Raw genomic sequence first — 12,902 nt, 5'->3', positions numbered from 1 at the left:
CTTGGAAAACTATTTTTCATTGTCTGGCATGCTATCGGCCAAGCGCACTGCTTGCACAAATGACCGTATTTTTGCCACATCCTTAATGCCTTTTGACAATTCAACACCACTGCTGATGTCAACTGCAAACGGCCGTACCCGCACGACTGCGTCAGTCGCGTTTTGTACGCTCAAGCCACCACTTAAAACGACCCGAGGCGCGAGCTCTTTTGGGATGAGAAACCAATCAAAAACCTTTCCACTACCACCGAAACTATCTACGAAAGTATCGAGCAACAATCCTTGAAATAAGGGACTAATTGCTTTGTATTGCGCTTCCCATTCTAACAAATCTGCCGCGCTTGTGTCAGGTTTTACCCGAAAAGCACGGATAAATGGCCGGTTCACTGCACTAGCAAGACGATGACATTCCTCCGCAGATTCGTCACCGTGAAATTGCAATAATTGAATAGGCGCTTGCGCGATAACCACTTGGATCTCTTCGAGACTAGCATTAACGAACAAGCCGACCGAGGTTACGAATGGTGGCATTGCCGCAATTAAAGGCGCTGCGGCTTCGGGTGATAAATAGCGTGGACTGGGTGGATAAAATACAAAACCGAGTGCATCGGCGCCAGCATCTATGGCTGCATGCAAATCGTCTAGCCGTGTAATTCCACAAATTTTTATTCGAGTATTTCTAAGCAACAGCATAAAACACCATCTTTACAAGTGGGTCAGTCAATTATTTGGTAATTGAATACTAACCTATCACACCTCTTTTCGAGTCCACTTCCCGCCAATAAAAGAAAAAACGGCTACATTTTTCAATGTAGCCGCCTTATTTCAAACTTTCACAACTTCAAAATAAATCACAATCAAGCTTAAGCAACCTTCTTAGCATCAAAGAATTGCTCATCCTCAGTAGAGCCATGCAAAGCCGTAGTTGATGATTGGCCTTGTTGGATCACTTGTGTCACCGCATCAAAATAACCAGTACCGACTTCACGTTGATGTTTGACCGCGGTAAATCCTTTCTCTGCTGCTGCGAATTCAGCTTCCTGCAACTCAACGAAAGCGGACATCTGACGGCGTGCGTAGCCGTGTGCCAAGTTGAACATGCCGTAGTTCAATGCATGGAAACCTGCCAATGTAATGAATTGGAATTTGTAACCCATAGCGCCCAATTCTTTTTGGAATTTCGCAATCGTTGCATCGTCCAAGTTCTTTTTCCAGTTAAAGCTTGGCGAGCAGTTGTACGCCAATAATTTACCTGGGAACTTAGCGTGAATTGCATCAGCAAACGCTTTTGCAAATGCCAAATCGGGTTTACCTGTTTCACACCAAATCATGTCGGCATACTCAGCATAAGCCAAGCCGCGAGAGATGGATTGCTGCAAACCTGGTTTAGTTTTATAAAAGCCTTCCACGGTACGCTCGCCTGTCAAGAATGGCTTGTCGTTATCATCGATATCGGAAGTCAATAAATCAGCGGCTTCTGCATCGGTGCGCGCCAACAAGACTGTGTGAGTTCCCATGACGTCTGCCGCTAAACGCGCCGCATTCAGTTTTTCCACCGCTTCACGCGTTGGCACCAATACCTTGCCGCCCATGTGACCGCATTTTTTCACAGAAGCTAATTGGTCTTCAAAGTGAACACCAGAAGCGCCAGCTTCGATCATCGCTTTCATCAATTCGAAAGCATTCAATACACCACCAAAACCTGCTTCTGCGTCAGCCACGATAGGCGCGAAATAATCAACATCGCCAGAGCCTTCTGACCATTGAATTTGATCAGCACGCGTCAAGGTATTGTTGATGCGCTTAACGACTAAAGGAACAGAGTTCGCTGGGTACAAGGATTGATCTGGATACATCTCACCTGCGACGTTAGCGTCGCCAGCGACCTGCCAACCAGAGAGGTAAATCGCTTTCAAACCAGCTTTGACTTGCTGCATCGCTTGATTACCGGTCAATGCACCAAGTGCGTTGACGAAGGGTTCGTTATTGACCAAATCCCACAATTTCAACGCACCTGTTTTTGCAATAGTGTGTTCGACTTGCAGTGAACCGCGCAAACGTACTACGTCTTCTGCAGTGTAATTGCGTTTAATACCTTTCCAGCGCGGATTGGTATCCCAATCTTTTTGGATTTCAGCGATTTGCTGTTCACGAGTGAGTTTTTGGGTCATGGTATTTCTCCTGAAGTGATTGCTGCGGTTTTAAATAATTGCTTAAAAAGAGTTCGTCCTTGAGATCTATAGTAGGACAAACATTGCAGCGCAACAATGTCTTATATAAGACATAGGAAAAATATTTATTTATTTAAAATCAAACACTTACAATTGCAATTCCATGATATGAAACAACTTATCTTAGAATGAAATATTTTTATGGTGCAGCACATGATGCAATTTCACGATGTAAAAAGCAGATTTCACAATGCAGAATATTCAAATTTAAAGTATGTTTTGTGCAGCATTACCAAATAAAGTTAACTCAATGAAAAATACTCATACAGGCTTTCTGACATGCCATCACCAATCACCTGATGAACACGATTTGCTAATGGCGAATCAGCCTTCGTATCAAATACAAACAGGCGATATACATCGGCTAAAGTAAATGCGGCAGGATTCATGATCAAAATCCAGCGTTCCGCTCCCGCATCATGCTTTTTCCACCATGCCTGTTTTTTAGTAGGAACATCCGAAGATACTCTTGCGACCCAGCCGACTTCTAGCATGCGCTCTAGCAATCCTTCAATTTCATCCACACCAAATCGTGTCTGGCGACGAATCTGCACAACATCAACCACAGCTTCTGCATCAGACTGACGTGCAGACGCTAACACTCGCAATACAGAAATCGCATCTTCAAATGCGCTACCGGCTACCGGAACATGCCACCAACGCTCAAACTTCACAACCGGCAAGGATGCCGCAATGACCGCACCAAATAAAGTAATTAGCCATGACAAATAAATCCAAATCAAAAAGATGGGAACCGCTGCCAATGCACCATAAATCACAGTGTAAGTCGGAAACTGCTTAATGAAAATCGCAAACAAACGTTTTGCAACTTCAAAGGCAACCGCGGCAACCACACCACCCCAAGCAGCATCACGCCAATCGACAGGACGATTCGGTACCGACGAATACAACAAGGTGTAAGCAATGGTGGTGAATGCGATCGATACTGAAGTATAAAAAATCGTTCCAACAACGGGGACGGACTTCATCAATCCATTAGTCGCAGTAAACAAAGTCGATGTGGCACTCATCGAAATACCAATCAGCAATGGCCCCAATGTAACAATCGCCCAATAAACCACAATCCGCTGCACCAAAGGACGTGAGCGTTTAACTTGCCATATTTGATTAAAAGTACGATCAATCATCGCCATCGTAGCGACCGCGGTGACCATCAACACCACACCACCAACTGCCGACAATCGAGTTGCCTTAGTCGCAAATTGAGTCAAATACCCCATCACCGTTGTTGAGATCTGTTTGGGCATCAAGCTCTGCGTAAAATACGCTTCCAAAGAAGCCTTGAAATCGGTGAACAATGGAAATGCCGTCAAAATTGCAAGACCAATTGTCAGTATCGGTACGAGAGCCAACACGGTAGTAAATGTCAAGCTCCCAGCAACCTGTGGCAAACGAACCTCTTGAAGGCGTCGATTCGCAAATTGAAACAAGTTTTTTATTTGAGGCCAAGTTAATCCACGCATAACATCTTCCGTTCTTATCCTTACATTACTTTTACTAAAGCTCACTGAAGACAAGCACATTTCCTTAAAAACGTGCGAGTCCCAATGAGGCAAAAAATTGTTTCATTTTACAGAGAGTTAAACCTAGCTATAAAAGTAATTTATCTAAAACTCTGGAAACGAGGCTCATGCGCAGCAATACAATCAATCTAACAGCACAAACTTCTTTATAATCACGCCAATGAATACCAAACAACTTCCTATCTTAGTTTTATTTTATTCACGTCACGGCAGCACTCGCCAACTAGCCCAATTGATCGCACAAGGGATTGAGAGTGTGAATGGCTGCGAGGCGAGAATTCGAACAGTACCTGCCGTTTCTACCGTGATCGAAGCATCCGAACCTGCGATACCGAACGATGGTGCCCCCTATGTTGAGTTGAGCGACTTTAAAGAGTGCGCGGGCTTAGCGCTTGGATCACCGACGCGATTTGGCAATATGGCTTCAGCGATGAAATATTTTTGGGATGGTACTGCAGCGGATTGGGTGTCAGGAACACTATGTGGCAAACCAGCCTGTGTCTTCACATCAACAGGTAGTTTACACGGTGGTCAAGAATCTACTTTGTTGTCGATGATGCTGCCATTAATGCATCACGGCATGCTGATTCTTGGTCTGCCTTACACCAACCCAGAATTAATGCGTACAAAATCTGGTGGGAGTCCCTACGGCGCAACGCATTGGTCTGGCTTAGATGGAAAACTCCCAATTACCGACGATACGCGAGCCCTTGCGATCGCACTTGGGAAACGTCTAGCACAAACGGCTTTGCAACTTCAAAAGACATGAACAATCATCAGACCACACTATATAGGCTCGCGTCAGGCAGCCTAATCGCCCTCATTTTGCTTTGCATTTCTTGGGAAATGTGGCTTGCGCCCTACAAGCATGGCGGATCTATTTGGGTTATTAAGGTTTTGCCATTATTATTCCCTCTACGCGGAATTTTGCAAAAAAATATTTACACAATGCAATGGTCATCAATGTTTATCATGTTTTATTTCATTGAAGGCGTTGTACGGGCAATGAGTGATGCAGACTCACTATCTCGATTATTGGCTGGTATCGAAATTTTTCTGAGCGTAGTATTTTTCTTAAGTACGATTTATTACGTTAGGCCGTTTAAAAAAATCGCAAAAGCAGCAAAGAAAAAGGCCGAGGAACAAGCTAATCAAACAAAGTCGATTACGTAAACTCACATCAAAAACTCAATTCACAAACTCACCTTACAACCTGATTTCATCACATGCAAAATTTTCTAAATCTCTGCAAATCGGCAATTGGTGAAGAATATGTTTTGCTCGATGAAGATCAACAAGCACCTTATTTACAAGACTGGCGACAACGCGCAAGAGGCAATGCATTAGCGGTTTTAAGACCAGCAGAAACCGAACAAGTAGCGCAGCTCGTCAAGCTTTGCACTACCTTTAAAATTCCTATCGTCGCACAAGGTGGTAATACGGGACTCGTGCTAGGAAGCATTCCAGACCAATCGGGAACAGCAGTAATTCTCTCGCTGCAACGACTAAATAAAATACGCCAAATTGATATTGCAAATAGTACTCTGACCGTTGATGCAGGATGTCTACTCCAACAAATACAAGTCGCAGTGGACGAAGTCGATATGCTTTTCCCGCTTTCATTAGCATCTGAGGGTAGCTGTACGATTGGGGGTAACTTATCAACGAACGCTGGTGGAACAGCTGTTCTCCGCTATGGCAATGCGCGTGAACTCTGTTTGGGTCTAGAGGTTGTGACAGCAAATGGAGAAATTTGGAATGGCTTGCGCGGTCTTCGCAAAGATAATACTGGCTACGATCTACGCGATTTATTTATAGGTGCGGAAGGCACGCTCGGTATTATTACTGGCGCTGTACTTAAACTATTTCCCAAGCCACGCAACTTTGCAACCGCTTTGATCAGCATCGACTCGATTCTTCATGCAGTCGATTTACTGTCCTTAGCCAAGCAGCTATGCCATGCCAACCTCACCAGTTTTGAATTAATCAATCATTTAAGCTTGGAACTAGTTCATAAACACTTCCCCCAATATCAACGAGTATTCGCAAAAGCAAGCCCGTTTTACGTACTGTTGGAGTTATCTGGCTTTGGCACTGAAGAACAAAATACTCAACAAATTGAAGACTTAATTTCCACCGCGATGGAAGCTGATTTGATTGTTGATGCCGCCATCGCCAATTCAATTTCGCAAGCCAATAATTGCTGGGCATTGCGAGAATCAATCTCATCAGCCCAAGCCAAAGAAGGCAAGAACATCAAGCACGATATTTCATTGCCCATTTCAGCGATTGCTGATTTCGTCAAAGATACCAACATCCGCATCGAAAACGCATTTCCAGGAAGCCGCATGGTGACGTTCGGCCATTTAGGCGATGGCAATTTACATTTCAATGTCTCGCCTCCTACCCAGAGTGAGCACGAAAATTTCCTAGCTCATCAAGCAGAAATCAATCGAATCGTACACGACAAAACGCATCAATATGGTGGTTCTATTTCAGCAGAGCACGGTATTGGCGCACTCAAAAAACAGGAACTAACACGCTATAAATCACCAGTTGAACTACAGCTTATGCGTGCCATCAAGTCGGCATTTGATCCAGATAACATCATGAACCCTGGAAAAATTTTATAGGAGAAAATATGAAATTCTTGGCGACGACTCTGACACTTCTATTTCAATCAATGCTCGTGTTTGCCGATACTACAGCATTTAAATGCCAAGAAAATGGAAAAACAATTTTTAGCCAACACCCATGCAAATCGGGAACCTCCACTGCTATCGATATTAAAACCATAGCACCCTCAGCAGACGAACAATTAGCCGCACAAAAAGCCCACAAACAGCGAATATCAGCAATTGGAAAGCTAGAGAAAACTCGCGAGCGCGATGATGCCAAACATGAAGCAATTAACCGTAGAGCTGCTAACAAAGCAGCCGCAGCAAGAAAACGTTGCGAAGCACAACAATTACAAACAAAATGGGCGAAAGAAGATCTAAAAAATACACAGCCCAAAGGTGAAATGAAAGCACAACAAAAACTCAAGCGAACACAAGAGCGTGCAGACTTTGTGTGCAAAGATAACTAAAAAATCGTCTTCGCAATTTGATCGCACGATTATAACAAACTGAGTCACTTTTCGAGCTTGTAAATAATCGCTTTTCCTTTCGATGGTGACAAGAGACCCAACAAGCCACTAATATTTCCAAGGCCAAACGCCTCGCCACCTAAAGCTAAGTAATGCCCGTCCTTTGATACTGCTATTGAGGCAGCTTCCGCCGGAATTTCTTGCAAGAGCTTTGTGTGCTGCCCATCCCAAATCTTGACACTTTTCGATATGCCCGCAACTATCAGATACTTGCTATCTGAGGTAAAGCGAATACCTCTGACGTGTGTACCTCTAGGTCCAGGTTCTCGGCTTAATATTTCACCTGTGGCACTATCCAAAATTCGAATGGCGTCTGCGCCGTCATTTGGGACGCCTTTAAATCCAACAGCGAGAAATTTTCCGTCTCCTCCCCACGCCAACGCTACGATTTCACCGGGAGGCGAGTCCATGCCACTCTGAAACATTGGAATGTCTCGTATTTGAAGCCTCTCCAGCAAATCGAATATTCGGATTCGTTGTGTAGAAATTAAACCTCCTCGGCTATTCTTTTCACCCGAGTAAAAATCACCACCGATGGCGGCATATCTTCCATCGAAACTTAGGGAAAATGCAGATGGAAAAAAATTCGGGCTCTCCAATTTCCAAGTCAATTTCCATGTTTTTGTGTCATAAGCGGCTAATGTGTGTACGCGGAGCCGAAATGACAGTTGTGACATCAATAGACTGTCACCATTGGGTGTGTACGTTACAGCAGCACATTGATTCTCTCCGGGCTTTTCCTCCTGACGGTAAGATTCAATACCGTCGCTAAATCGCCAAATCGCAGCGACTTATCCGCACCAAACCGCTTCTGCACCATCTTTAGAAAACTGGAGCACATCGGTATTCAATGGATTCAGATTGCCATGTTTAAATTCCGGCCCTACTCGCCGTGCCTGGAGCCAGTCCCAAACCTGTGCAGAATGTGCGCAACTATATTTTGCAGCCACCAATAAACTTCCGTCAGGGCTAAATGCTAAGGAGTCAATTGGATGGGTCTCATGGATAGTTGCGACTTCTTTGGCGACATTATTCTTCAAGTCGGAAATACCTGCACGCGCGACATGTGCGACCATTAGCGCGATGAGCATGAATACAAAGTATGAGAATTTATTTTTCATGAAATTTTAAGGATGAGCACCTTAATTAGTAATGCCCGAGCTGTCACTTCGCCGATAGATACTATTGTCACATAACGATCTCACGTTGATCGTTCGAAAATAAAACTATTATCGCCTACTAAAACGCAGAAATATTCTTGAAGCACGTAATTCGCATTAATGCTTTCCAATCTCTGGGTTCGAGATTAAAAGAAAATCAATATTAAGTCCACTTTCTCATTTTCGCAGCATTAAGTAAATGGATGATAGTGCGAAAATCCTGAAAAGCAGATTGACTGCTGGCAGGTTAAACCAACAAATAAAAAAGCCAACCCTAATAGGTTGGCCAAATTAATTTAGTCGATTGATTATAAACGCTTTACTTGGCGCGTCGGGAGGGGTTCGAACCCCCGACCCATGCCTTAGAAGGGCATTGCTCTATCCAACTGAGCTACCGACGCACACGCATTTTTAGCTGCTTACTAGTGCAAGAAACCGCCAAAAATCAGAAGGCTGAATATTACAGTGTATCGCTACTAACATCAAGAATGATTAGCTGAAAAGCGCGAATTTAGCCGATGCAATCGGCAAGTCGACGAGCCATTTTATTTGCCAGTTCGGATTTTGAGGTCTCCACCATCACACGAATTAATGGCTCGGTTCCAGATGCACGAATGAGGACGCGTCCCTGCCCCGCTAATTCTTGTTCGACTGCAGATTTTTCTGCAACCAATGCGGCATTACTTTGCCAATCAAAACCTGGCTTGACTCTCACATTGATCAATACCTGAGGGAATAAATGAAGATTTTCAAAACATTGATCTAAGGACTTGCCATTGCGCTTTAATGCGGACAGTACTTGTAGCGCCGAAACGATGCCGTCGCCAGTGGTATGCTTATCCAAACAAAGCAAATGTCCAGAACCTTCACCGCCCAATAACCAACCTTGCTGAAGCATTTGCTCTAACACATAACGGTCTCCCACTTTAGCTCGAATAAACCCAACGCCAAGTTCTTTAAACGCGAGTTCGACTGCCATGTTGGTCATCAATGTACCAACAGCACCAGCAACAGGGCCGATAGCCATGCGATCTAAAACCATGAGGTAGAGGAGTTGATCACCGTCGTAGATTTTTCCAAATTTATCCACCATGACCAAGCGATCAGCGTCGCCATCCAGAGCGATACCTAAATCTGCGTGATTAGCACGCACAGCCAACGCCAAAGCATCTGGTGCAGTTGCACCGACCTGCTCGTTAATATTAAAACCATTCGGCTGATTGCCAATCGCGATTACCTCAGCACCCAGTTCATGGAATACATGAGGAGCGATGTCGTACGCAGCACCATGCGCGCAATCGACAACAATTCTCAGACCACGTAAATCAAGTTCGTTAGGATAGGTACTTTTGCAAAACTCGATATAGCGACCATTTGCATCATCTAGACGTTTCGCTTTACCTAGTTTGTCTGAACTGACACATTGCATATCACGATCGAGCTCGGCTTCGATCGCAAGCTCTATATCGTCTGGCAGTTTAGTGCCTTGCGCGGAAAAGAATTTAATACCGTTATCATCGTAAGGATTATGCGATGCGGAAATAACCACGCCAGCTGACAAACGCAAAGCACGCGTCAAATATGCAATCGCAGGTGTTGGCATAGGGCCTGACAGCATAATATCGACACCAGCCGCGGCAAATCCTGCTTCTAATGCAGCTTCCAACATATAGCCCGATACGCGCGTATCTTTGCCAATGAGAACGGTAGGACGCGAACCTGAAGATGCATCCGTTTGCGCCAACACTTTGCCTGCCGCATAACCAAGACGCATCACGAAATCAGGTGTAATTGGGCTAACACCAACCTTGCCACGTATGCCGTCTGTACCGAAATATTTACGAGACATGTTTTCCCTCTCTTATTGTTTTTGTCGTGTATTAAAACTAAAGGTGACTGTACTTAGATTTGTGTCATTGCACTTGTTTGATGAAAAGTATGAGCTGCATGCCACACACGAATTGCATCAACTGTTTCAGCAACATCGTGCACTCGAACGATTCGTGCACCCTGTGCCATTGCTGCAAGTGCTGCAGCTAAACTGCCCGCCATACGACGTTCAATCGGCTTCTCGGTAATTGCGCCAATCATCGTTTTACGCGACATACCTGCTAACAACGGAATCCCCAATTCATCTTGCATTGAACCGATATTTTGCAACAGCTGCATATTATGTTCTAGTGTCTTGCCAAATCCAAAGCCAGGGTCGATCGTCAATCGATTTTTTTCTACACCTGCGTCTATTAGTTGATCACAACGCTCACGTAAAAACGCGATAACTTCCTGCGTTACGTCTTGATAGCTTGGCTGCAATTGCATGATATCGGGAGACTTCTGCATGTGCATGACACATAAGCCAACATCACTATCGGCAACTGCCTTACGTGACTCTGGCGAGGCGAAACCCCGAATATCATTGATCATGTCAGCACCGGCAATGATTGCTTCCCGCATCACTTCTGGTTTGTAAGTATCAATTGATATCGGTTTGCCGCAATCGCGCAAAGCATAAACTAGAGGGATGACGCGCTTCAATTCTTCTTCTACCGGAAGTGGATTCGCTCCTGGTCGGCTCGATTCACCACCAATATCAATGATATCCACACCATCTTCGATCATCTGCTCCGCGTGAGTGATCGCGTGATCCAAGGATTGGAATTTGCCACCGTCCGAAAACGAGTCTGGAGTGACATTTAAGATACCCATCACCAAAGGTTTAAAAACTGTTTTGCTTGATCCTGTATTCTGCACTTTCATTGGAAAGCGATAACGACCGCACTCAAAATAAGTATTCAACATAAATCTGTGGCTCTAAAAATGAAGGGTGAGGATTTCTCCTCACCCCTCTATTGCTCTGTAATCGAATTAAGTTAGTCTACTAAATATGACTAAATATGACTAAATCTGACTCAGTTTGAATTAGGCAGGTGCCGTCGCATTTGGTGTCACACCACCTGGCGGAGTATCCGAAGGTGATTTCGGCGCAGCTGTGAAGGATTTTGGTGGCTGCGGCTCAACACCTTTCATGATGTCATTAATTTGTTCCGCATCAATCGTTTCCCACTCCAGCAATGCCTTTGTCATCGCTTCGACTTTATCACGGTTTTGCTCTAATAATTGACGAGAAATCGCATACTGCGCATCGAGAATAGCGCGAATTTCCGCATCCACTTTCTGTTGTGTGGCTTCAGAAATCGTTTTAGATGAACCACCAAAATAGCCGCCATCTTGATTGTCTTCATAAACCATCACGCCCAAGCTATCGGACATACCAAAACGCGTTACCATCGCACGTGCCAATTTGGTTGCGCGTGAAAAATCGTTAGAAGCACCGGTCGACATCTGACCAACGAAGATCTCTTCTGCGATTCGACCACCAAATAAAATCGCGATCTCTTCTAACATTTTATCTTTGTAGCCACTAATTTGATCATGCTCTGGTAATTGCCATGTCAAACCCAATGCATTACCGCGCGGCATAATCGTCACTTTGTGAACTGGATCTGCTTTCGGCAATAGTTTGGCGACGACAGCGTGACCAGATTCATGGTAAGCCGTATTGCGTCGTTCATCTTCACGCATCACCATAGACTTACGTTCAGGTCCCATGTAGATCTTGTCTTTCGCATCCTCAAAATCCAACATTTCAACCAAACGTTTGTTACGACGTGCAGCAAATAAAGCAGACTCGTTTACCAAATTAGCTAAGTCAGCACCTGAGAAGCCTGGCGTTCCACGTGCCAAAATATCAGCACGTACATCGGGTGCGATTGGTACTTTACGCATGTGTACGTTCAAGATTTGTTCGCGACCACGAATATCTGGCAAGCCCACAGTAACTTGGCGATCGAAACGACCTGGACGCAACAATGCTTTATCGAGTACATCAGAGCGGTTCGTCGCAGCGATCACGATCACGCCGGAATTTGGCTCAAAGCCATCCATCTCAACCAGCATCTGGTTCAAGGTTTGCTCGCGCTCGTCATTACCACCGCCCATACCAGCGCCACGATGGCGACCTACAGCATCAATCTCGTCAATAAAGATGATGCATGGAGAGTGCTTTTTGGCGTTATCAAACATATCGCGTACACGAGATGCACCGACACCAACAAACATCTCAACGAAATCTGAACCTGAGATAGTAAAGAATGGTACCTTCGCTTCACCCGCGATAGCACGTGCTAACAGTGTTTTACCAGTACCCGGAGGACCAACCATCAAAACACCGCGTGGAATACGTCCACCGAGCTTCTGGAATTTGCTTGGATCTTTTAAGAAATCAACGACTTCACTAACTTCTTCTTTGGCTTCATCGCAGCCTGCGACGTCAGCAAAAGTGACATGGTTATTCGTTTCGTCTAGCATGCGCGCTTTTGATTTGCCAAATGAAAACGCACCACCTTTGCCACCACCTTGCATTTGACGCATAAAGAAAATCCATACGCCAATTAGCAATAACATTGGCCCATAAGAAATCAGGATTTGCCCTAATAATGATGGCTCTTCTGGTGGTTTGCTATCGAATTTAATTCCGTTATCAACTAAGTCTTTAGCCAAGCCCTTATCAAAGATCGTCAACTGTGCTTTGATTTTCTTGTCATCAATCGTGGTAGCAACAACCGTGCGATTGCTATCATCAATTACTGCCTCTTTAATGCGTTTTGCGCGCACTTCATCGAGAAATTGAGAATAAGGAATCGTCACTGCATTGGCAGCGAGATTCTTACTATCAAATTTATTGAACACCATAAAGAGCACTAAGAGCACCGCGCCCCACATTGCAATTTTGGTTAACATTGAATTATTCACAAAAACT

12 protein-coding genes and 1 tRNA gene are annotated in these 12,902 nt (G+C 44.6%); 4 read left to right on the top strand and 9 right to left on the bottom strand.

What is annotated here, in order from left to right:
• Window positions 1–9 precede the first annotated feature (9 nt).
• From IE103_RS00485 to IE103_RS00475, 3 genes are all read right to left on the bottom strand, one after another.
• Entirely contained in the window at window positions 10–693 is a 684-nt protein-coding gene (locus tag IE103_RS00485) for a phosphoribosylanthranilate isomerase (RefSeq protein WP_189344070.1), read from the bottom strand.
• A gap of 170 nt (window positions 694–863) precedes the next feature.
• Window positions 864–2,171, bottom strand: a complete 1,308-nt coding sequence (aceA, locus tag IE103_RS00480) for an isocitrate lyase (RefSeq protein WP_189344069.1) — start codon at window positions 2,169–2,171, stop codon at window positions 864–866.
• Between the two features lie 302 nt (window positions 2,172–2,473).
• Window positions 2,474–3,715, bottom strand: a complete 1,242-nt coding sequence (locus IE103_RS00475; protein WP_229826985.1) for a YihY family inner membrane protein — start codon at window positions 3,713–3,715, stop codon at window positions 2,474–2,476.
• Window positions 3,716–3,935: 220 nt separating this feature from the next.
• Between IE103_RS00475 and wrbA the strand changes: the two genes are divergently transcribed.
• Genes wrbA through IE103_RS00455 form a run of 4 tightly spaced genes read left to right on the top strand, consistent with a single transcriptional unit; the run spans window position 3,936 to window position 6,863 of the window.
• Window positions 3,936–4,544 carry an NAD(P)H:quinone oxidoreductase gene (gene wrbA / locus IE103_RS00470; protein ID WP_189344068.1) on the top strand — a complete coding sequence of 203 codons (609 nt, stop codon included), beginning with the start codon at window positions 3,936–3,938 and terminating at the stop codon, window positions 4,542–4,544.
• Window positions 4,541–4,948: a DUF2069 domain-containing protein gene (locus IE103_RS00465; RefSeq protein WP_189344067.1), complete on the top strand. Its 408-nt coding sequence runs from the start codon at window positions 4,541–4,543 to the stop codon at window positions 4,946–4,948. Before wrbA ends, IE103_RS00465 begins: the two co-directional genes overlap by 4 nt.
• Window positions 4,949–5,001: 53 nt before the next feature.
• Complete coding sequence (locus tag IE103_RS00460; RefSeq protein WP_189344066.1) at window positions 5,002–6,408, top strand: FAD-binding oxidoreductase; 1,407 nt, start codon at window positions 5,002–5,004, stop codon at window positions 6,406–6,408.
• Window positions 6,409–6,416: 8 nt separating this feature from the next.
• Complete coding sequence (locus IE103_RS00455) at window positions 6,417–6,863, top strand: hypothetical protein (protein WP_189344065.1); 447 nt, start codon at window positions 6,417–6,419, stop codon at window positions 6,861–6,863.
• A 44-nt stretch (window positions 6,864–6,907) separates the two neighbouring features.
• Here the strand turns inward: IE103_RS00455 and IE103_RS00450 are convergent, their stop codons facing one another.
• The 6 genes from IE103_RS00450 to ftsH form a co-directional block, all read right to left on the bottom strand.
• A complete protein-coding gene (locus IE103_RS00450; RefSeq protein ID WP_189344064.1) occupies window positions 6,908–7,600 on the bottom strand; it encodes a WD40 repeat domain-containing protein in 693 nt (230 codons plus the stop codon).
• A 114-nt stretch (window positions 7,601–7,714) separates the two neighbouring features.
• Complete coding sequence (locus IE103_RS00445; RefSeq protein ID WP_189344063.1) at window positions 7,715–8,044, bottom strand: hypothetical protein; 330 nt, start codon at window positions 8,042–8,044, stop codon at window positions 7,715–7,717.
• Window positions 8,045–8,407: 363 nt separating this feature from the next.
• Window positions 8,408–8,484: transfer RNA gene (locus IE103_RS00440), tRNA-Arg, on the bottom strand.
• Between the two features lie 110 nt (window positions 8,485–8,594).
• Window positions 8,595–9,932, bottom strand: coding sequence for a phosphoglucosamine mutase (gene glmM, locus IE103_RS00435; protein ID WP_189344062.1), 1,338 nt, complete (start codon window positions 9,930–9,932; stop codon window positions 8,595–8,597).
• Window positions 9,933–9,985: 53 nt separating this feature from the next.
• On the bottom strand, window positions 9,986–10,882 hold the full coding sequence (folP, locus tag IE103_RS00430; RefSeq protein WP_189344061.1) for a dihydropteroate synthase: 897 nt from the start codon (window positions 10,880–10,882) through the stop codon (window positions 9,986–9,988).
• A gap of 120 nt (window positions 10,883–11,002) precedes the next feature.
• Window positions 11,003–12,883, bottom strand: coding sequence for an ATP-dependent zinc metalloprotease FtsH (gene ftsH, locus IE103_RS00425; RefSeq protein ID WP_189345026.1), 1,881 nt, complete (start codon window positions 12,881–12,883; stop codon window positions 11,003–11,005).
• Window positions 12,884–12,902 lie beyond the last annotated feature (19 nt).

The sequence above is a fragment of the Affinundibacterium macrobrachii genome, assembly GCF_014652415.1.
Classification (GTDB): Bacteria; Pseudomonadota; Gammaproteobacteria; order Burkholderiales; family Burkholderiaceae_D; genus Undibacterium; species Undibacterium macrobrachii.
The sequence above is the reverse complement of the archived record's forward strand: the minus strand, read 5'-3'. Positions and strand labels throughout refer to the sequence as shown.

Excerpts from the sequence above, each read along its gene's own strand:
- IE103_RS00450 (WP_189344064.1), bottom strand. The coding sequence starts at position 7,600 with ATGTCACAACTGTCATTTCGGCTCCGCGTACACACATTAGCCGCTTAT.
- wrbA (WP_189344068.1), top strand. The coding sequence starts at position 3,936 with ATGAATACCAAACAACTTCCTATCTTAGTTTTATTTTATTCACGTCAC.
- folP (WP_189344061.1), bottom strand. The coding sequence starts at position 10,882 with ATGTTGAATACTTATTTTGAGTGCGGTCGTTATCGCTTTCCAATGAAA.
- IE103_RS00475 (WP_229826985.1), bottom strand. The coding sequence starts at position 3,715 with ATGCGTGGATTAACTTGGCCTCAAATAAAAAACTTGTTTCAATTTGCG.
- aceA (WP_189344069.1), bottom strand. The coding sequence starts at position 2,171 with ATGACCCAAAAACTCACTCGTGAACAGCAAATCGCTGAAATCCAAAAA.
- IE103_RS00445 (WP_189344063.1), bottom strand. The coding sequence starts at position 8,044 with ATGAAAAATAAATTCTCATACTTTGTATTCATGCTCATCGCGCTAATG.
- IE103_RS00460 (WP_189344066.1), top strand. The coding sequence starts at position 5,002 with ATGCAAAATTTTCTAAATCTCTGCAAATCGGCAATTGGTGAAGAATAT.
- IE103_RS00485 (WP_189344070.1), bottom strand. The coding sequence starts at position 693 with ATGCTGTTGCTTAGAAATACTCGAATAAAAATTTGTGGAATTACACGG.
- IE103_RS00455 (WP_189344065.1), top strand. The coding sequence starts at position 6,417 with ATGAAATTCTTGGCGACGACTCTGACACTTCTATTTCAATCAATGCTC.
- glmM (WP_189344062.1), bottom strand. The coding sequence starts at position 9,932 with ATGTCTCGTAAATATTTCGGTACAGACGGCATACGTGGCAAGGTTGGT.
- ftsH (WP_189345026.1), bottom strand. The coding sequence starts at position 12,883 with ATGTTAACCAAAATTGCAATGTGGGGCGCGGTGCTCTTAGTGCTCTTT.
- IE103_RS00465 (WP_189344067.1), top strand. The coding sequence starts at position 4,541 with ATGAACAATCATCAGACCACACTATATAGGCTCGCGTCAGGCAGCCTA.